At 72.4% G+C, this 19,233-nt stretch carries 16 protein-coding genes; 6 read left to right on the plus strand and 10 right to left on the minus strand.

The genetic code is table 11. The annotated features are described in order from the left end of the window. Positions 1-91 precede the first annotated feature (91 nt). Entirely contained in the window at positions 92-2,671 is a 2,580-nt protein-coding gene (locus HV824_RS04630) for a glycoside hydrolase family 15 protein (RefSeq protein ID WP_176419042.1), read from the minus strand. Between the two features lie 219 nt (positions 2,672-2,890). On the opposite strand from HV824_RS04630, the gene HV824_RS04635 reads away from it, so the two are divergent. After that, complete coding sequence (locus HV824_RS04635) at positions 2,891-3,418, plus strand: hypothetical protein (RefSeq protein ID WP_176419041.1); 528 nt, start codon at positions 2,891-2,893, stop codon at positions 3,416-3,418. A gap of 3 nt (positions 3,419-3,421) precedes the next feature. On the opposite strand, the gene HV824_RS04640 is transcribed toward HV824_RS04635, so the two are convergent. From HV824_RS04640 to HV824_RS04655, 4 genes are all read right to left on the minus strand, one after another. Further along, positions 3,422-4,765, minus strand: coding sequence for an ATP-binding protein (locus tag HV824_RS04640; RefSeq protein ID WP_176419040.1), 1,344 nt, complete (start codon positions 4,763-4,765; stop codon positions 3,422-3,424). Further along, entirely contained in the window at positions 4,762-6,183 is a 1,422-nt protein-coding gene (locus HV824_RS04645; RefSeq protein ID WP_176419039.1) for a sigma-54 dependent transcriptional regulator, read from the minus strand. The genes HV824_RS04640 and HV824_RS04645 overlap by 4 nt, the downstream gene beginning before the upstream one ends. 153 nt (positions 6,184-6,336) lie before the next feature. Next, entirely contained in the window at positions 6,337-7,098 is a 762-nt protein-coding gene (locus HV824_RS04650; RefSeq protein ID WP_176419038.1) for an ABC transporter ATP-binding protein, read from the minus strand. Further along, positions 7,095-8,339, minus strand: coding sequence for an HlyD family efflux transporter periplasmic adaptor subunit (locus HV824_RS04655; protein ID WP_176419037.1), 1,245 nt, complete (start codon positions 8,337-8,339; stop codon positions 7,095-7,097). Before HV824_RS04655 ends, HV824_RS04650 begins: the two co-directional genes overlap by 4 nt. Positions 8,340-8,521: 182 nt before the next feature. Here HV824_RS04655 and HV824_RS04660 point away from each other — a divergent pair, with 182 nt between their 5' ends. The 3 genes from HV824_RS04660 to HV824_RS04670 all read left to right on the plus strand — a co-directional run bounded on the left by HV824_RS04660 (position 8,522) and on the right by HV824_RS04670 (position 12,101). Beyond that, positions 8,522-10,090, plus strand: coding sequence for an AMP-binding protein (locus HV824_RS04660; RefSeq protein ID WP_176422752.1), 1,569 nt, complete (start codon positions 8,522-8,524; stop codon positions 10,088-10,090). Positions 10,091-10,191: 101 nt separating this feature from the next. Beyond that, positions 10,192-11,736, plus strand: coding sequence for an ATPase domain-containing protein (locus tag HV824_RS38140; protein ID WP_176422753.1), 1,545 nt, complete (start codon positions 10,192-10,194; stop codon positions 11,734-11,736). After that, entirely contained in the window at positions 11,733-12,101 is a 369-nt protein-coding gene (locus HV824_RS04670) for a response regulator (RefSeq protein WP_176419034.1), read from the plus strand. The genes HV824_RS38140 and HV824_RS04670 overlap by 4 nt, the downstream gene beginning before the upstream one ends. Here the strand turns inward: HV824_RS04670 and orn are convergent. From orn to HV824_RS04690, 4 genes are all read right to left on the minus strand, one after another. Next, on the minus strand, positions 12,098-12,649 hold the full coding sequence (gene orn / locus HV824_RS04675; RefSeq protein ID WP_176419033.1) for an oligoribonuclease: 552 nt from the start codon (positions 12,647-12,649) through the stop codon (positions 12,098-12,100). The two genes, HV824_RS04670 and orn, sit on opposite strands and share 4 nt — an antisense overlap. 69 nt (positions 12,650-12,718) lie before the next feature. Beyond that, positions 12,719-13,210 carry an archease gene (locus HV824_RS04680; RefSeq protein ID WP_176422754.1) on the minus strand — a complete coding sequence of 164 codons (492 nt, stop codon included), beginning with the start codon at positions 13,208-13,210 and terminating at the stop codon, positions 12,719-12,721. Then, positions 13,207-13,899 (minus strand): dienelactone hydrolase family protein, encoded by a 693-nt coding sequence (locus HV824_RS04685; protein WP_176422760.1) that lies wholly within the window; start codon positions 13,897-13,899, stop codon positions 13,207-13,209. The genes HV824_RS04680 and HV824_RS04685 overlap by 4 nt, the downstream gene beginning before the upstream one ends. 26 nt (positions 13,900-13,925) lie before the next feature. After that, positions 13,926-14,609: a phosphoribosyltransferase gene (locus tag HV824_RS04690; RefSeq protein WP_176419031.1), complete on the minus strand. Its 684-nt coding sequence runs from the start codon at positions 14,607-14,609 to the stop codon at positions 13,926-13,928. A gap of 135 nt (positions 14,610-14,744) precedes the next feature. Here HV824_RS04690 and HV824_RS04695 point away from each other — a divergent pair, with 135 nt between their 5' ends. Next, positions 14,745-15,650, plus strand: coding sequence for a ribose-phosphate pyrophosphokinase (locus HV824_RS04695; RefSeq protein WP_176419030.1), 906 nt, complete (start codon positions 14,745-14,747; stop codon positions 15,648-15,650). Between the two features lie 100 nt (positions 15,651-15,750). Continuing rightward, on the plus strand, positions 15,751-16,503 hold the full coding sequence (locus tag HV824_RS04700; RefSeq protein ID WP_163783988.1) for an enoyl-CoA hydratase: 753 nt from the start codon (positions 15,751-15,753) through the stop codon (positions 16,501-16,503). Positions 16,504-16,569: 66 nt separating this feature from the next. Here HV824_RS04700 and HV824_RS04705 read toward each other — a convergent pair. Next, positions 16,570-19,233, minus strand: a 2,664-nt coding sequence (locus tag HV824_RS04705; RefSeq protein WP_255207765.1) for a M1 family metallopeptidase, incomplete at its 5' end; no start/stop codon positions are given.

Below are 19,233 nucleotides of genomic sequence, written 5' to 3' on the forward strand. Positions count from 1 at the left end.
CGCGCCCGGAGAGCCGCTCCCCGCTCAGGCCCCGTGAAGGCCAATACCCGAGACAGCGCGCGGCGGTCCGCCCACCGCGCGCCGCCCGCGCTCAGGCTCCGCGACGGCGCAGCGCCACGGCCAGGCCCACGAAGGCCAGCACCACCCACAGCGCCACCGCGCCCGGTCCCGCCGCGTTGCAGCCGCCACCGCCACCCCCCACGCCTCCACCGTCATCCGGCGGCGTGCCCGCGTCGGGCGTCTGCGGCCCCGCGTCCGGCTGCTGCGTGCCCGCGTCCGGCGTGCCCGTGCCCGCGTCCGGCTGCTTCGTCAACGTGCTCTCGTCGAAGTACGCGCCACACGCCGGGTCGCTCACTCCGGCCGCGCGGTGGTCCAGCGCCAGCGCATAGGCGCCCGCGCCGAAGCCCGCCATGGGCGTGTTGTACTTGTACGTGCCGTTCAGCTCGTCATACGTCTCCGCCACGGCCAGGTAGTTCTTCAGCGACTGGTCCGTCACCCACTTCAGCACGCGGTCGGCACGCGCCACATCGCCGCCCATGCGCTTGGCAACCGCGCCGCGCAGGCTGACGATGACCCACTCCGCGCTGTCGTACTCGCCGCCCCAGGGGCTCATGTCCGCGCCACCCGGGTGGTCATACCGGTCATCGTTGCGCTGCCAGCCCGCCCCCGCCGGTGAGGACAGGCGCAGGTCCAGGCCTCGGTACGTGGCCTGGGCAATCTTCCCCGCCGGGTCGAACAGCTCGAAGGCGAACGCGTCGAACACCGCCGCGTCCCAGTAGCCCCGGCCCGTCTTCAGCTCCTCCAGGTTCGACGCCAGCGCGAAGGTGCTGTCCGTCAGCTGCTCCGCCATCGCCCGACGCAAGGACTCGCCCGCCTGCCGGTAGCGCTGCGCGCGCTCCGTGTCTCCCACCCGCCGCGCCAGCTCCGCCGCGTCACACAGGCCGCGCGCCGCCGTGAGGCTGGTGTACGTCCAGGAGCGCTGCCGCCCGTTCCAGTGCGTCTCCCAGATGGACGAGTCCGGACGGATGAGCCCCGTCACCGGGTCGATGAGCGCCACCAGCGCGTCCCCCACCTTCGTCGACACCGTGGGCCAGGTCTGGTCCACCAGCGTGGTGTCGCCCGTCGTCCGCTCGTAGTGCCGCAGCGCCCAGAGGAAGAGCCCGAAGCCGTCGAACTCGAGGTTCGGCCCCGCCTCGTTGAAGTCCGTCTCCTCCACGCCGAAGCCGTGGTAGCGCGTGAGGGTGATGATGTACGGCGGCATCGAATACGGCTCCAGCTCACGCCAGTGCTGGAAGCGGCCACTGTCCGCGTTGAGGTAATAGGCCAGCGCGTCACGGGCATCCGCCTGCATCCCCAGCGTGGCCATGGCCGCCGCCGCGTAGGCCCCGTCCCGAATCCACGCATACGTCCATTGCCCGGGCGGCAGGCTCGCCAGCACCGCGCCGTAGCCCGCGTGGCGCACCGTGCCCGGCAGCGTCGCCGTCGTCCCGTCGGGCGCCTTGAAGCGCGTGCGGCGCGGCTCGCCATCCCGGGACAGCGCTTCGCGCAGGTACACGTCGCGCGAGCGCACCTGCGCCATGTGCAGCACCACCGCCGAGTGCCGCAGCAGCGACTCCTCGTCCGCCGACATGCCCGCCGGCACCTTCACCGTGTCCGCCTGGAACGCCGCCCACCGCGCCACCTCCGCGTCCACCAGCGCCTGGGCGCCGGACGCGCCCGCGTACTCCGTCAGCCACTGCCGCGCGGTGGCCCCGGACGCGGGGTCACCGTGGTGCGCGAAGGCCACGCCCACCCACCGCTCCGCGCCCGCCGGGATGTCCCCCAGGTTGAACTGGTACGCCGTCGCCCAGCCCGTCCCCGCCGAGGGCTGCGCCGTGAAGTCCCGCAGGTCCTGCCCACCGCCGCCATTCACCACCGTGTAGGCGTTCTGCGCGCCCGTCGTCGCCGACAGCCACGCCGCCTTCCGCGCCACCGCGCCCAACGGCCGCGCCACCAGCACGCCGGCGAAGCCCTTCTCCACGAAGTCGTCGCCGCTCAGCTCCACCGTCTCGCCATTCTCCTCCAGGTCCGCCATCACCCCCGGCCGACCGAAGCCCAGGTGGAAGTTGTGGAGCGAGAAGGCGCTCACACCGGTGACGGCCGCCGCGCCGGTGTTGCGCACGCGCAGCGCCATCACGAAGGACGCGTGCGGCAGGCCTTGCGGCGCGAAGACGAACGTCGTCGCCTCCAGCGTCCCCACCCGCTGCACCAGCGCGCCCAGCCCCGTTCCGCCCGTCTTCTCCGGCGCCCACGCCGCGTAGCCGCTGGCGTCCCGGTCCGCCTCCTGCGTGCTGAGCCAGCGCTGCGTGCCCCCGGAGCGCAGCCCGAAGAACGCGTCGAAGAGCAGGTCGCGGGAGTGAATCACCTTCGGGTGGCCATTCTCGAAGACGTCATTGCCCGCCGCGTCGATGACGGGCTCCTCGGTGGCGAACAGGTGCTCGCGAAAGTGCGTCACCTTTCGCTGCTCCACGTCCAGCATCACCGCGCCATGCCCGTTGGACGAAGGCAGGCGCAGGAAGGAGCGCTGGATGGGGGCCTCCGCGCGGGCGCCGGCGCCCACGGTGCACAGCAGCGCCAGGAGCAGCGCGGGCGGCTGGCCGAGTCGGTGATACAGGCGGGGGGTGGCAATCATCCGGCGGATTCTGGGGCCCTTCCCGTCCCAGGCCAACGGGTGCGAAACCACCTCTCTTGCTGACCTTCCTGGAAATGGCTGTTTCAACGGCGCCTCCCACCGGGACTCTGGCGCCTCCGCGCAACCACCTGTCGCCGCCCTTCTCCCAAGAAATGGGACTCATCACGTACTGACTGGTGACGCGGCACCGGACCACCCATCGCCGCCGCAAGGGACCTCATGACTTCGCTCGCCCGGCCCGCGAGGCTGACCTGGCAGAACTCCGGCACCTTCCTGCGCGTCCTGCTGACGCAGGTGCTCTACGTCGCCCCGCTCTTCTGGTTCATGGAGCTGGCGCAGAACGTGGCCTGGCGGTGGATGAATGGGGACTGGGGCTGGGTGTTCCCCAGGTCGCCGTACCACTGGTTCTCTTTCGGGAGCCTCATCCTGTGGGCCGGCTGCGTGGCGCTCTTGTGGAGCCTCCACTTCTTCTGGTTCTACCCGCGCCGCGTGAAGGTCTGGCCGCGGCTGGCCATTGGCGCCGCGGCGTGCTGGGTGGGTGAGTGGGTGGGCGGCTACATCGCGGCCAACGTCTTCAACCATCCGCTCCAGGTGTGGCCCGGCTCACCGCTCGTCTACGTCCACTACAGCGCGCTGTTCTTCTGGGTGAGCAACTGCATCGTCTACCACCTGCTCACCATCGACGTGGTGGACCTCACGCCCGAGTACGACGCGCCTCCCGCGACGGCCCGCGCACAGGTGGCCTGAGGCTCACGCGCCCTGAGGCAACCTCAAGCGCGCGCGGCAGCCCTTGCCCTCGGGGCGGTTCTCCAGGCGCAGGCTGCCCCCGTGGGCTTCGGCGATCTGCCGGCTGAGCGCCAGGCCGATGCCGCTGCCCTGGGGCTTGGTGGTGAAGAAGGGCACGAAGAGGTTGCCGGTGTCCGTCATGCCGGGGCCCTCGTCCTCCACCCAGACCTCCACCGCGCCCGGCGACAGCACGGCCCAGGACACCCAGACGTCCCCCGCGCCCTCCGGCACGGACAACACCGCGTCCACCGCGTTGCGCACCAGGTTGATGAGCAGCTGCTCCAGCTGGTCCACGTCGCCCCGCAGCACCAACCCGGGGCCCGCGCGCACGCCCACCTTCCGGCGCTTCTCCAGCGCGACCGACCGGCGCACCCACGCGTCCACCTCCACCGCCCCCAGCGTCGGAGGCGGCAGCCGCGCGAGGCTGGCGTAGGCGGACATGAAGCGCGCCAGGGACTGGGAGCGACGGGCGACGATGCCCAGCCCGCTCTTCGCGTCCTCCTCCCAGTCGGACGGACGCGGCGCCATGAGCAACGTGTCGCGCAGCGCCTCCGCGATGGAGCCGATGGGCGCCAGCGAGTTGTTGATTTCGTGGCTCAGCACCCGCACCAGCCGTTGCCAGGCCTCGCGCTCCTGCTCACGCAACGCCAGCCGCAGGTCCGCGAGCACCACCAACTGGTGTGGCAGGCCACCCTGCCGGAAGGAGCCTCGCCGCAGCTCGTAGGGCCCCCCCTCCTCCGTGAAGGAGCGCGTCAGCCTGCGAGGCACGTCGCCCGCCAGCAGGTCTGTCAGGCCCAGGGCTCCGGCGCCCTTGCCCACCAACTGCGAGCGTGACGCGCCCAGCAGCCGCTCGCCCGCGCGGTTCACCAGCCGCAGCGTGCCCGCCCCGTCGAAGGCCAGCACGCCGACGTCAATCTCCTCCATCACCTGCTCCAGGAGCGCGCCCGCCTCCAGCACTCCCAGCCGCTGCTCGCGCAGGGTGGCCCCCAGCGCGTTCACCTCCAGCAGCACCTCGCCCAGCGCGTCCCCCGCCCGCGCGCCTCGGCCGCGCACGGAGTAGTCCCCTTCGCGCAGCGCGGCCAGCAGGTTGGCCACCGCGTGCAGCGGCCGCATCACCCGTTCGCGCACCAGCAGGCCCACGCCCAGGAAGGTGCCCACCACCAGGGACGTCAGCGTCCACTGCACCTTGGTGGAGAAGTCCCCCAGCCACACCAGCACGAGCGCGGCCACCGAGCCCGGCAGGCCCGCGAGCCACGCGAGCCCGAGCACCTGCAGGTCATGCGGCGGTAGCCGGCGCTCCTCGCTCACCGAGCGCCCTTGATGCCGTAGTACTGGAGCCGCCGGTACAGCGCGCTGCGCGACAACCCCAGCCCCTTCGCCGCCTCGCTCACGTTGCCTTCGTGCCGCGCCAGCGCCCGCTCGATGAGGTAGCGCTCCACCTCCTCCAGCGTCATCTCCTCCAGGCGCGCCAGGCCCTCGCGGCCGGCCCGCTTGAGCAGCAGGTCCTCCTGCGTCACCTCGTCGCCCGACGCCATCAGCATCGCGCGCTCCACCGCGTGCTCCAGCTCGCGCACGTTGCCCGGCCACGCATAGGACAGCAGGGCCTCCAGCGCCTCCGGGGACAGCCGGACGTCGGGCCGGCCGTAGCGCCGGCCCTGCTCAGCCAGGAAGTGCGCGGCGAGCAGCGGGATGTCCTCGCGCCGCTCACGCAGGGGCGGCAGCTGCACCTCCACCGTGTTGAGGCGGTACAGCAGGTCCTCCCGGAAGCGCCCCTCCGTCACCGCCCGCGACAGGTCCACGTTGGTGGCGCTCACCACGCGCACGTCCACCCGCCGCGTCTTCGACGAGCCCACCGGGTGCAGCTCGCCCGTCTGGAGCACGCGCAGCAGCTTGGCCTGCTGCGACAGCGGCATGTTGCCAATCTCGTCCAGGAAGAGCGTGCCACCATCCGCCAGCTCGAAGCAGCCGATGCGGTCCGTCTTCGCGTCCGTGAAGGCGCCCTTCACGTGGCCGAACAGCTCGCTCTCGAAGACGCCCTCGGACAGGCCACCGGAGTTGACGGCGACGAAGGTCCGCTCCGAGCGCGTGGAGGCCGCGTGAATCAGCCGCGCCACCACCTCCTTGCCCGTGCCGTGCTCGCCCGTCACCAGCACGTTGGCGCCGGACGGCGCCACCCGGTCGATGAGCCGCCGCACCGGCTGCATGGACCGGGACTCGGACACCAGGGAGAGCTGATGGCCCTGCCCCCGGCGCAGGTGCTGGTTCTCCTCCTCCAGCCGGCGGCTGCGCTTCAGGGCCCGGCGCAGCTCCAGTTGGGTGCGCAGCGTGGCCAGCAGGCGCGTGTTGTCCCAGGGCTTCTGCACATAGTCGCGAGCACCGGCGCGCATGGCCTCCACCGCGCCCTCCACGCTGCCCCACGCCGTCATCACCACCACCGGCAGGGACGCGTCCTGCGCGCGGATGCGGCCCAGCAGGTCGATGCCCTCCTGCCCGGAGGTGGTGTCGCGCGCGTAGTTCAGGTCCATCAGGACCAGGTCCACGTCCTCGGCCTCCAGCGTGGCGAGCGCGCCAGCGGGCGACTGCGAGGTGACGACGGTGAGCCCGTCACGCTTGAGGAGCAGGCGGAGGGCTTCCAGGACGTCCGCCTGGTCATCGGCGACCAGGACACACGGAGGCCGCCCGGCGGCACTGGGGGCATTCGGGACGGAGGGGGCGGATTCAGACACGGGGGACACCCATGGGGGGAATGTGCCAGAAACAACCGGCGGTGGTCGCGCGGGAGTCTCTCAGGCGCGGCCCCCCCGAGCCCGGCCGCCGGCCAGGGGATAGGACTTCCCGGCGCTCCTCGGGGAGATGGGCGCTGAGGCCAGGTCCCGCGCTCAGCGGCGCTGCTCGTCCTGGACGACGCGGCCGTCAAAGAGGCTCACCGTGCGGGTGGCCACGCGCGCGTGCGCCGGGTCGTGCGTCACCATGCAGATGGTGGCACCGCCCTTGTGCAGCTCGGAGAGGAGCTGCATCACCGCCTCGCCGTTCTTCGAGTCCAGGTTGCCCGTGGGCTCGTCCGCCAGGAGGATGAGCGGGTCGCCGGCCACCGCGCGCGCCACCGCCACGCGCTGCTGCTGACCGCCGGAGAGCTGCCCCGGCATGTGACGGGCCCGGTGCGCCATGCCCACCTTCTCCAGCGCGCCCTCCACCCGCTGCTTGCGCTCGGCGGCGGGCATGCCCCGGTACGTCAGCGGCAGCTCCACGTTCTCGAACACCGTCAGGTCGCCGATGAGGTTGAAGCTCTGGAAGATGAAGCCGATGTGCCGGTTGCGCACCAGCGCCCGGTCCGTCGCGGACAGGTCCAACACGCTGCGCCCGTCCAGCAGGTAGGCCCCGCGCGTCGCCGTGTCCAGCAGCCCTAGCACCGCCAGCAAGGTGGACTTGCCCGAACCCGACGGGCCGACAATCGCCACCCACTCTCCCTTGCGCACGTTGAGGTGGATGTTGGAGAGCGCGTGCGTCTCCACGTCCTCGGTCTCGAAGACCTTGGTCAGGCCGTCCAGGTGGATGAGCCCCTTGCCGGGCTCCACGCTCGCGCCCTCCTGCGCCGCCGCGCCTTCCGAGGGAGCAGCCGTCTTCGTGTCGTTCGTCATCATCGCAGCCTCACCCGCTCGACCGCGTCCCACGCGGCCATGTCCGACAGCACCACCTGGTCACCTTCTTGAAGGCCCTGCAGCACCTCTACCGCGTTCACCGAACCCCGGCCCAGCTGCACCGGCACGCGGACGGCTTCATCACTGTCCGGCATCAACCGGAAGAGGGCCATGGTGGCGCCCGGCTGCGCGCCAGCTGGGCGCCCCACGGACAGCACGTCGCCCAGCCGCTCCAGCTCCACCGTGCCCTCCACCGTCAAATCCGGCCGCGCGCCCCGGGGCAGCTCCGCGGGCAGCGACACCTCCACGCGCACCGTGCCCTGGCTCGCCGCGGGCGCCACCCGCGCCACCTGGCCTTCCACCACGCCGTTGCGGGTGTCCACCAACGCCTTCAGCCCGGGCTGGATGTCGCGCGCCTGCGTCTCCGCGATGCGCAGCTCCGCCTTCAGCCGCTCCGGCTTCACCACCTTCGCCAGCAGCACCCCCGGCGTCACCCACTGCCCCAGCTCCAGCGGCAGGTCCTGGAGCACGCCGTCCTCGCCCGCCAGCACCTTCATCGACTCCACCTGCGCGCGGCGGAAGCGGGCCACCGCCTTCAGCCGCTCCACCTGTCCCTGCTGCGCGGAGAGCTGCTCCTTCATGCTGGAGGCCACGACCTGGAGCTTCTTCTCCTCCAGCGCCAGACGGCGCTTCAGCTCCGCGGCCTTGTCGCGCGTCTGCCGCACCTCCAGGTCACCGATGTGCGCCTGCTGGTGGAGGACCTCGTTGGCCTCGGCGCGGCGCGTCGCCTCGGCGGACTCGCTGATGAGCGCCGCCACCATGGCCTCCTGGGCCAGCCGCTGCGTCTCCAGCTCCATGCGCACCTGGATGAGGTCGGCCTCCACGCTGGCCAGCTGGCGCTCGGCCTCCAAGGCCTGGAGCTGCACGTCCGGGTTCGACAGCTCCATCAAGAGCGTGTCCGCCGTCACCGTGGCCCCGGGCCGCACGTGGATGCGCTCCACCCGGCCCGCCGTGTCCGCGGTGAGCCAGCGGATGTACTCCGGCACCAGCGTGCCCGCGCCCTTCACCTGGCGCACCATGGGGCCGCGCTTCACCGTGTCCAACCACACCGAGGCCCGCTCCACCGTGGGCGCCGCCGGGCGCAGCCGGGACAGGCCCACCGTCACCACCAGGAGCGCGCAGGCCCCACCGATGGCGAGCACCCAGGGCTTGCGACGCGGCTTCTTGGCTTTGGGAATGTCCACGCCCCTGCGCAGAGCGAGGCTCGTGCCAAGGCCACGCTCCGCGCCAAGCCCCTGGAATTGCTAAGACCCAAGCAGTGCCTCCCGAAGCGCGTGCCCACTTGCGGAAAGGGCCGTCCCAGAAGCGGACAGCAGCGGGAAGGGGGTGGAGGCCCCTGGAGGCGCCAGGGCTAAGGTGCGCGCCCATGCCGGACTCCCTTCTCGAAGTGTTCCTGGACCATGCACACCGCGCGCCCGAGCGGCCCCTGCTGACGTTCGAGCAGGAGCGCTTCACCTACGGACAGCTCGCCACGCACGTCACGGCCTTCGCGCGGAGCCTCAAGCAGCGCGGGCTCCAGGCCGGTGAGCGGGTGGCGCTCTTCCTGGAGAACAGCGCCCGCTTCGCCATCGCCTACCTGGGCGTGCAGGCCGCGGGCGGCGTGGTGGTGCTGGTCAACACCGCCTACCGGCAGGTGGAGCTGGCCCACATCCTGTCCGACGCGGAGGTCTGCGGCTGCGTCACCGGCGCGGCGGGCGTCGCCGAGCTGGTGCCGCTGCGGGCCCAGCTGCCCTCGCTCCAGTGGCTCGTCACCGTGGAGCGCCCCACCACCGCGCTGCCCGAGTCGCTGACCGAGGTCCCCTTCGACACGCTGCTCGCGGAGGGCACCTTGGCCACCGCGCCGCTGGTGATGCCACGTCCGGAGGACCTGGCGGTGTTGGGCTACACCTCCGGCACCACCGGCCGCTCCAAGGGCGCCATGCTGCTGCACCGCAACCTGCTGGCCAACGTGCGGGCCGTCACCCAGGCGTGGCGCTGGACGGAGGAAGACAGGCTGCTGCTCACCCTGCCGCTGTTCCACACCCACGGCCTGATGGTGGGCCTGCACGGCACGCTGTTCACCGGCGCCAGCGTGGACCTGCGCCGCCGCTTCAACGCCGCCGAGGCCCTGGCCGCGCTGCGGGACGACGCCTCGCTCACGATGTTCTTCGGCGTGCCCACCCTGTACAGCCGCCTGCTGGAGGAGGCCCGCGTGTCGGGCGTGAAGCCGCGCGCGCTGCGCCTGTGGGTGTCCGGTTCGGCGCCGCTCAGCCCCCAGCTCTTCGCGGACATCGAAGCGGCGTTCGGCGCCCGCATCCTGGAGCGCTACGGGATGACGGAGACCGTCATGAACACCACCAACCCCTACGAGGGCGAGCGCCGCCCTGGCACGGTGGGCTTCCCCTACCCTGGCCAGGAGGCGCGCGTGGTGGACGTGCGCACGCGCCAGCCGCTGCCGCGCGGTGAGACGGGCGAAATCGAGGTGCGGGGCCCTCACGTCTTCGCCGGGTACTGGCGCCGCCAGGACGCCACCGCCGAGTCCTTCGACGCGGACGGGTGGTTCCGCACGGGCGACCTGGGGGAGGTGGACGCGGACGGATACCTGCGCATCACCGGGCGGGCGCGCGAGCTCATCATCAGCGGCGGCTTCAACGTGTACCCGCGCGAGGTGGAGGAGGTGCTCGCCCTGCACCCGGGCGTCGCCGAGGTCGCGGTGCTGGGCCTGCCGGACGCGGACCTGGGCGAGCAGGTGGTGGCCGTCGTGGTGCCTCACCCGGGCGCGCCCCCGCCGGAGTCCCAGGCCCTGGTGGACTGGTGCAAGGACCGGCTCGCCAGCTTCAAGAAGCCGCGCCAGGTCGTCTTCACGGAGGCGCTGCCGCGCAATGCGTTGGGCAAGGTGCAGAAGCACCTCCTCCGGGCGGCGCTGGTGACACCCGGCACGCAAGAGACGCGGTGAGCCGCGCTTCCTCCGCACGGTTCCGGACAGACGCCGCGCAATTGCGTGGCGTGGGCACCTTGCTGGCCTAGGGTTCGCGCCCAGGACGGAAGGAGCATCGTGTGACGGACACCGCTGAGCGGCCGGACGAACCCGACGCACGCGTCTCCAGCGGCGTGCCAGGACTGGACACGCTCCTGCGCGGCGGCTTTCTTCGCGGGGGCACGTACATCATCGCGGGGGCGCCGGGGACGGGGAAGACCCTCCTCGGCAACCAGTACTGCTTCGCCACCGTGGCCCAGGGCGGGCGCGCCGTCTACCTCACGGTGCTGGGTGAATCCCACGCGCGGATGATGCAGCACCTGCGGAGCATGAGCTTCTTCCACCCGGAAGCGGTCGGCCGCGTACTGAACTACGAAAGCGGCTCCGCCGCCCTCAAGGCGGAAGGGCTGGCGGGACTCGGCAAGCTCATCTTCCGCGCGGTGCGCGAGCACGGCGCCACGGCGCTGGTGGTGGACGGCCTGGTGGCCATGGAGGAGCGCTCCGAGGACCCGCTGCGCCTCCGGGAGTTCCTCCACGGCCTGTGCGTCCACAACGCGCTCGCGGGCTGCACCACGTTGCTGCTCGCCGGGCAGCACGGTGGCCCGGTGGACCCGCGCTACACCATGGTGGACGGCGTCGTCGCCCTGGCCCAGGAGCGCGTCGGCGTGAAGTCGGTGCGCCTGGTCGAAGTGACGAAGTTCCGCGGCGGCCCGCAGGTCCCCGGCCAGCACGGCTTCCAGATTTCCAAGGACGGCCTGTCCGTTCATCCCCGAATCGAAGCCGTCTACACGCGGCTGCCCGCGCGCACGCTCGCGACGGACGCGCGGCTCACCTCCGGCCTCCCCGCGCTGGACGAGATGCTCTCCGGCGGCCTGGTTCGGGATTCGTCCACGCTGGTGGCGGGCCCGCCCGGCAGCGGCAAGACGCAGTTGGGGCTGCACTTCCTGATGGAGGGCGCGCGCCGGCAAGAGCCCGGGCTGTACCTGGGCTTCGTGGAGACGCCGCCCCGGCTGGTCAACAGGGCGGAGCGGATGGGACTGGCGCTGGGCGGGCACGTGGACGCGGGCCGGGTCCACCTGGTGTCCCGCGTGGCGGCGGAGTCGCAGCCGGACGCGCTGGCCGAGGAGCTGTTCGGGTGGGTGAAACAGCACGGCATCCAGCGGCTGGTACTGGACGGACTGGAGTCCTTCTGTCAGGAACTCACGGCCCCGGAGCGCACGCCCCGCTTCCTCGCCGCCCTCATGTACGAACTGCTCAACCTGGGCGTCACCCCGCTGCTCCTCCAGCAGACGCACGAGCTCGCCGCGCCGGAGGCGGACGCGCGACTGGACGTGGAGGCGCTCGTCGACAACGTCCTGGTGCTGCGGCTGGTGGCGCTGCGCTCGCGGCGCTACCGCGTGCTCTCCGTGCTGAAGGCGCGGGAGAGCGACCATGACGCGGCCCAGCGCCTGTTCGCCATGACGCCCCGGGGCATCGAGGTCGCGGCGGACAGCGAGGGCGCGGAGGCCCTCTTCAACGGGCAGACCCCGTCCCAGGCAGCGCCGCCGCGGAAGCCGAAACGCAAGGCAGGGCGCAAACCGGTCCGGCGCGGAAAGCCGCCCCGACGTGGGGGGCGTGGCGCATGAAGCGGCTTCTCATCGTGGACGACGAGCTGGCCATCGTCGAGGCGCTCCAGGACATCCTGTCCGTGGAGGGCTACGACATCGTCACCGCCTTCAACGGCGCCGAGGGCCTGCAGCGCATGGCGGACGCGAAGCCGGACCTGGTGCTGCTGGACCTGATGATGCCCGTCATGGACGGCCGGGAGATGCTGCGCCGCATGCGCGAGGACACCGGCCTGCGAGGCATCCCTGTGGTGGTGATGAGCGCCGGCCGCATCTCCGACGAGGAGCGCCGCTCCAGCGCGCGCTTCCTCGCCAAGCCCTTCGAGCTGGACGTGCTGCTCGACACCATCGCCGAGCTGCTCGTCGAGCATCAGCCCCACGCCTAGGCCGGCGTCCCGCGGAAGAGGGTGTCGCGGAAGTACTGAAGCTCCGCGATGCTGGCGCGCACGTCCGCCAGGGCGGTGTGCCCGCTGGGCGGCTTGCGCGGCTCCACCAGGTTCGGGTACCAGGCGCGCGACAACACCTTGAGGCTCGTCACGTCCACCATGCGGTAGTGCAGATAGCGCTCCAGCATGGGCATGTAGCGGAATAGGAAGCGCCGGTCGGTGTGGATGGAGTTGCCGGCGAGGATGCCCTCGCCCAGGGCGCAGTGCTCGGCGACGAGCGCCATCACGTCCCGCTCCGCCACGCGCAGGGAGGTGCTGGAGGCACGCACCTTCTCCAAGAGCCCGTTGCGGGTGTGCATCTCCCGGACGACGGGCTCCATGCGCAGGAGCACCTCCTCCGGCTGCCAGATGACGCGCTCTATCTCCGCGAGGGGCCGCAAATCCGGACCGGTGATGATGACGCCCACCTCGATGATGGAACACGTCTCCGGGTCCAGCCCGGTCATCTCCAAGTCCAACCAGACGAAGCGCTGCTCACGCGAACTCATGCGGCGGACCCTACCAGCCCGCGCGCGCGCCCGGGGGGCTCATTGCGCCACGTCCCGCGCGCCCCTGCGTCACAGCTCCACTTCGCACTCGGCCGTCCACAGCCCATCCGCGTCCTGGAACACCCGCGTTTCCATCAGCGACACGCCCCGCACGTCTCGCGCGAAGGGGTGGCGTTCCCGGTCCAACGGCTCACCAAAGGCATGGCCGAAGAGGCGCGTGCCGTCCATGCGCACCGCGAAGCACCGGAAGCACAGGCGGCGCGCCGCCATCTTGTGGACGATGGCGCGCAGCCAGTCCGCCAGCAGCCGCTCCGGCGCCGTCGCCTCGCACGTCAGCTCCACCTCCTCGCGAACCTCCACCGCCGTGGGGTCCACCACCAGCGCGCACAGCGCCGCCGCGGCCTGCTCGAAGGCCTCCTCCAGCGAGCGCCCCCGCCCCCGCACCACGCGCTCCGAGCCGCGGGTGAGGTGCTCCCACCGAGGCACCGCCTCGCGCGCCGCCGCCACCTGCCCCGTCTCCATGACGCCTCCCTCGTTGGTGTGTCCCGACGCCAGGCTCACGCGCGCGCCTCCGCGCCGACCCCGCCGAGGAAGCGCAGGAACCACGCGGCGGCCTGGCGGGCCACCTGCTCCAGCGCGCCGGGCTCCTCGAAGAGGTGCGTGGCTCCCGGGATGATTTGGATGCCCTTCAGGCCTTCCATCCGCGCGAGCGACTCCTCGTTCAGCTCCAGCACGCCCACGTCCTGCCCGCCCACGAGCAGCAGCGTGGGGGCCTGCACGCGGGGCAGTACCGGCCCAGCCAGGTCGGGCCGCCCGCCGCGCGACACGACGGCGTGGATGAGGTCCGGATGCAGGGCCGCCGCCACGAGCGCCGCCGCCGCGCCGGTGCTGGAGCCGAAGTAGCCCATGCGCAGCGCGGCCAGCGCCGGCTGCCGCTCCGCCCACTCCGTCACCGCCGCCAACCGCCGGGCGAGGAACGGGATGTCGAAGCGCAGCTCCCCGGTGCCCGCGTCCTCCACCTCCTCCTCTTCACTCAGCAGGTCGAACAGCAGCGTGGCCAGCCCCTGCGCGCGCAGCGCTCGCGCCACCGCGCGGTTTCGGGGACTGAAGCGGCTGCTGCCGCTGCCATGGGCGAAGATGACCAGGCCTTCCGCGCCGTCCGGGATGCCCAGGCTGCCCCCCAGCACCACGTCACCCACCTGGACCTGCACCTCCCGGATGTCCGGGTCCGTCTTTCCTCCCTGCCACATGTCGTCCATGCCTCCTTGGTTTCGCGTCACATCCAGAAGCCGCCCAGGTCCGTGGACTCGAGGAGCTCACGCGGCTGCGCGGGCTCCCGGGCGCGCACGAGCAACTGCCGCAGCTCCACGTCCGGCAGCGGCCGGAAGTCGTCGTAGGCCTCCGACGCGTCGCGCATCGCGGGGAGCACCTCCAGGCAGTGCACCGCGTCCGCCTCCGGCCGCGCCCGGGCCAGCCCGTGCGGGGTCCCCACGGGGACGCCCAGCACCAGCCGGGCCGGGTGCCGCCGCCGCAGCACCTGGAGCGCGGCCACCGCCGTGGCGCCCGACACCAGCCCGTCATCCACCAGCAGCACCGTGGCGCCGCTCACCGAGGGCTCCGAGGTGCCCCGCAGCCGCTGGACCTGAGTGTCCACTTCCGAAGCCTCCGCCCGCGCCCGGCTCCGGGCCTCCACCTCCGCCAGGCCCAGGTCCCGCAGCGCGCCCCGGTCCAGGTAGATGCCGCCCCCTTCCGACACCGCGCCCAGCACCGGCAGCCGGCCCGGCACGTCCAGGCGGCGGGCGACCCAGACGTCCAGCGGCGCATCCAGGGCGCGGGCCACCTCGTACGCCACGCGGAGCCCGCCTCGCGCCAGGCCCAGTACGCGCACCTCGCCGCCCCGGTAGGGCAACAGCCGCGCCGCCAGCCGGCGGCCCGCATCTGCTCGGTCCCGAAAGCGCATTGCGTCCTTCCTCCTCCCCACAAGGAAGTCACGGGGCCCGCAGCCTGCGGCGGAGGGCCAGGCGGAGGCCGCCCCGCAGGGGTGCTCGCGAGGGGGCCACCCAGGACGCGCCGTCCGGCCGGCAGGCGCGCTAGGGTGCGGCCCATGGACCCTGTCCTCCTTGTTGGCACGGCGAGCCCCCACCTGGGACGCGCGCTCGGGCAAGCCCTGGGCATCGCGCCCGCTGACTGCCACTTCGAGCGCTTCCCCGACGGGGAGATGCACGTCGAGGTGCCCGAGCGGGTGCGAGGCCGCACCGTCATCCTGGTGCAGTCCACGACGCCGCCCGCGGGCGAGCACCTGCTGGAGCTGCTGCTGATGGCGGACGCGTGCTGGCGCATGGGCGCCGCCCGCCTGGAGGCCGTGGTGCCCTACCTGGGCTACGCGCGGCAGGACCGGCGGGCGAAGCCCGGAGAGCCCCTGGGCGGCCGGCTGGTGGCGGACCTGCTGTCACAGGGCCGCTTCGCGCGCGTGCTGGTGGTGGACCTGCACAGCCCCGCGCTGGAGGGCTGCTTCGGCGCGCCGCTGGAGCACCTCACCGCGCTGCCGCTCCTGGCGGACGCGCTGCGCGAGCACGTCACCGACACCTCCGTGGTGGTGGCGCCGGACCTGGGCGCGGTGAAGCGCGCGGAGGCCCTGGCGCGGCTGCTGGACCGGCCATGGGCGGTGATTCACAAGGTGCGGCTGAGCGGGGACGAGGTCCACGCCAGCGGGCTGATGGGCGAGGTGCGAGGGCGCCGCCCGATTCTGGTGGATGACATGGTGTCCACCGGCGGCACCCTGGTCGCCGCGGCGGGCACGCTGCGCGACGCGGGCTGCACGGAGGACTTCACCGTGGTGACGACCCACGCCCTGCTGGTGGGCCCCGCCGCGGAACGCCTGCGCACTCTGCCGCTCACCCGGTTGGTGAGCACCGACAGCGTGGAGCCCGTCCAGGGGCTGCCGTTCCAGCACCAGGTGGTGACGCTCGCGCCCCTGGTGGCCCGGGCCCTGCGGCCCTGACGGCCCGCAAGGGGCTGGGCTCCTCGACAGCCCCCATTGCCAGGGGGCCGGGCGCCATTCTCCCGCCCTCCGCACGGAGTCGGTTAGGCTCCCCGGCATCATGTCCGACACGCTGCTGACGAAGCTCGACTCGGGGGTCCTCACCCTCACCTTCAACCGGCCCGAGAAGAAGAACGCCTTCACGCATGCCATGTACGAGGCGGCCACCCGCGCGCTGAAGGACGCGGAGGGCAACGTCGACGTGCGCGCGGTGCTGCTCACCGGCGCGGGCAACGTCTTCACCGCCGGCAACGACATTGGCGACTTCATGGAGCACCCGCCCGCGGGCGAGGACAGCGCCGTGTTCCGCTTCCTGCGCGCGCTGGTGGACGCGGACAAGCCGGTGCTGGCGGCGGTGGACGGCCCGGCGGTGGGCATCGGCACGACGATGCTGCTGCACTGTGACTACGTGGTGGCCAGCGAGCGCGCGCGCTTCCACATGCCCTTCGTCCAACTGGGGCTGTGCGCGGAGGGCGCCAGCAGCCTGCTCATCCCCAGGACGGCGGGCTTCGCGCTGGCCAGCGAGCTGCTGCTCTTCGGCGAGCCCTTCGACGCGGCCACGGCGCTGCGCGCGGGCATCATCAACAAGGTGGTGCCGGACGCCAGCCTCCAGCAGGTGGCCACCGAGCGCGCCACCACGCTGGCCTCCCGCCCGGCCGAGGCGGTGCGCGTGACGAAGCGGCTGGTCCGCGAGCCCCTGCGCGCCCAGATTCGCGAGACGCTGGCCCGCGAGGGCGGCGAGTTCATCCAGCGCCTCCAGTCCGCCGAGGCGCAGGAGGCCTTCATGTCCTTCATGTCCCGCGGCCGGAAGTAGGGCCCGGCGTGAGCCTCCGGGCCCGGCCACCCCGCGAGGGCTGCCGGGCCCGACCGACCGCGCGGGCTACCGCGACGTGGGCGCCCGCGGCGACGGGGCGCCCTTGGAGAGGAAGGACTCGGCGCTCGCCGCCTGCGTCTTCTTCAGCGCGATGCACTGGTCCACGATTTCCAGCACCTGCGCCAGCATCCGGGGGCCACCCGGCGCCTTCGCGTTGCGCTCGGTGAAGAAGTCCTCCACCTGCTGACGCTTGCCCGCGTCGCAGAAGTTGCTGCCGACGTAGGCCATGCGCCCGGCGGCCTCGACGGGCAGCAGCGCCTCGGGCGAGTCCCCCACCAGCCGGTCATAGTGCTCCTTCACGAAGTCGAAGGCCACGTCCTGGGTGCGCAGGCCCCGCGAGGCGGCGAACGCCATCCACACCGTCTCACGCGGGTCCAGGCCCTTCTCGAACACCAGGGCCAGGTTCTGCTTCACCAGCGCCGGGTCCGTGAAGTGGCTCAACGCGCCGATGAGGTGCTGGCGCGTGTGCCGCTCCTTCTCCGAGCGCACCGCCGCGACGAGCTGCTCCCGGAAGGCCGCGTCGTTCTCGGTGGCGGTGATGGCGAGCACCACGTCCACCATCTCCGGCGCCACCGCGCGCTTGTCCTTCAACCACTTGTTCGCGAGGGCGCGCGCCTCCGCGCGCAGCTTCGGGTCCCTGCCTTCCCGCCCCGCCAGCCGCACCAGCCGGGGACGGAGCAGGCGCGTGTCCTCGCTCTCCCCCTTGCGCGGGGTGAAGCCGAGCTGCCGCGCCCGGGGCCCATACGTCTCCCGCAGGAAGCGGGCCCGGTCCTCCAGCTTCTCGTCCGGAAGCAGCCGCGAGCTGACCAGCTCCAGCAAATCCAACGAGGCCAGGGTGACGACGCGGTCCGGCTCATTCGCCAGGCGGCGCGTCAGGGCCAGGGCCTCGGCGGCGGGAATCGTCCCGGCCAGGGCCAGCGCGCGCACGTCCGTCAGGAACGTCACCTGCTCGGTGCGCGACAGCCGCTTCATTCCGGACTTCGCCAGCTTCGCCGCCGCGTCCCCGTCCAGCTGGACGCGGAAGTAGCCGGCGCCCTCCGCGTTGGGGAACACCCAGTCCGGGCACGTCTTCGCCTCGCTCAGGGCCACCTCCGCGCGCTCGCCCTCCAGCAGCGTGCAGGTCCGGGCCTCCTTGCCGCCCGCCGCGTACTCCACGCACACCGGCACCTTCCACGTCTGCGGGCCCGGTGACGTGGCCCCCAGCCGCAGGTAGCGCCGCTGCGTGAGCACCACCTTCGCGCCGTCCGCGCCGCACACCAGCGACGCGGTGACGAGCGGCGCCCCGCTCTGGTCCAGGAAGGTCCCCAGCATGCCCGTCACGTCCTTGCCGGACTCGGCGGACACGGCGTCCAGGAAGTCCTTCGCGGTGGCGTTGCCGCCCGCGTGCTTGCGGAAGTAGCGCTGGATGCCGCGCTGGAAGACGTCCCGGCCCAGCCACTCCTCCGTCATGCTGAGCACCGCGGAGCCCTTGCCGTAGGTGATGCCGTCAAAGGCGTTGTGGATGTCGTTGGCGCTCTCGATGGGCTGGCGGATGCGGCGCGCCGACAGGAGGCTGTCCGCGTCCAGGGCCCGGGCGCGGTCGTGCACGCGCTCGACGGGCGCGTCCCAGGCGGGGCGCCACGACTCGACGAGGCGCGGGGTCATCCACGAGGCGAAGGCCTCGTTGAGCCACAGGTCATCCCACCACTGCATGGTGACCAGGTTGCCGAACCACTGGTGCGCCAGCTCGTGCACCTGCGTATCGGAGAAGCCGCGCTGGCGGCCCAGCGAGTCCTCCTCCGGCTTCGCGAGAATGAGGCGCGAGTTGAACGTCACCAGGCCCGGGTGCTCCATGGCGCCGCCCAGCAGCGGCACCGCCATCACGTCCAGCTTCTCGTACGGGTACGGGGTGCCGAAGTAGTCCTCCAGCGCGGCCAGGATTTCCGGCGTCACCTTCGCGGCATAGGTCCCCTCCACCGTGCGGCCGCGCGGGGTGATGATGCGCGTCTTCACCTTCTTCTGGCCCGCGTCGGCGGCGGGGAGGAAGTCGAAGGGCCCCACGCCGAAGGCGATGAGATAGCTGGGCAGCGGCTGCGTGCGCGCGAAGCGGTAGGTGCGGCCACCGTCCGGGCGGGCCTCCTCCGACTCCTGCGGCGTGTTGGTGACGGCCACGACGCCCGCGGGCACGTGGAAGGTGAGCTGCCACGGCACCTTGAAGCCGGGCTCGTCGAAGGAGGGGAACACGCGGCGCGCGTCCACCGGCTCGAACTGGGTGTAGAGGTACCAGTCCCCGCCCTCGTTGACGCGGAAGGCGCCGTCCGTCTCCTTCTCCGACGCGACGCCGTCATAGACGATGCGCAGCGTCGCCGGTCCGGTGGCCAGCGGCTTCGTCAGCGGGAAGCCGAGGAAGTCCTCCTCGCCCCGCACCGGCGTGACGTCGGAGGACGCACCGCCCTGCGTGAGCGTGGCCTTCTTCACGGTGAGGCTCTTGGCGTGCAGCCACACCACGGACGTGGGCTTCGTCACCTCGAGCGCGATGTCCGCCACGCCCTGGAACACGGACACCTTCGGGTCCAGCGTGAGCTCCACCGTGTAACCGGTGGGGCGCACCTCCGTGGGCAGGCGCAGCTTCGGTGACTGAGGCGTCGCGGGAACGGCCTGTCGTGACGCCTGGGCCGGAGGGGGTTGGGC

It is taken from the genome of Myxococcus sp. AM009 (assembly GCF_013372605.1).
Lineage (GTDB): Bacteria > Myxococcota > Myxococcia > Myxococcales > Myxococcaceae > Myxococcus > Myxococcus vastator.

Excerpts from the sequence above, each read along its gene's own strand:
- HV824_RS04630 (WP_176419042.1), bottom strand. The coding sequence starts at position 2,671 with ATGATTGCCACCCCCCGCCTGTATCACCGACTCGGCCAGCCGCCCGCG.
- HV824_RS04635 (WP_176419041.1), top strand. The coding sequence starts at position 2,891 with ATGACTTCGCTCGCCCGGCCCGCGAGGCTGACCTGGCAGAACTCCGGC.
- HV824_RS04650 (WP_176419038.1), bottom strand. The coding sequence starts at position 7,098 with ATGATGACGAACGACACGAAGACGGCTGCTCCCTCGGAAGGCGCGGCG.
- HV824_RS04660 (WP_176422752.1), top strand. The coding sequence starts at position 8,522 with ATGCCGGACTCCCTTCTCGAAGTGTTCCTGGACCATGCACACCGCGCG.
- HV824_RS04670 (WP_176419034.1), top strand. The coding sequence starts at position 11,733 with ATGAAGCGGCTTCTCATCGTGGACGACGAGCTGGCCATCGTCGAGGCG.
- orn (WP_176419033.1), bottom strand. The coding sequence starts at position 12,649 with ATGAGTTCGCGTGAGCAGCGCTTCGTCTGGTTGGACTTGGAGATGACC.
- HV824_RS04685 (WP_176422760.1), bottom strand. The coding sequence starts at position 13,899 with ATGTGGCAGGGAGGAAAGACGGACCCGGACATCCGGGAGGTGCAGGTC.
- HV824_RS04690 (WP_176419031.1), bottom strand. The coding sequence starts at position 14,609 with ATGCGCTTTCGGGACCGAGCAGATGCGGGCCGCCGGCTGGCGGCGCGG.
- HV824_RS04700 (WP_163783988.1), top strand. The coding sequence starts at position 15,751 with ATGTCCGACACGCTGCTGACGAAGCTCGACTCGGGGGTCCTCACCCTC.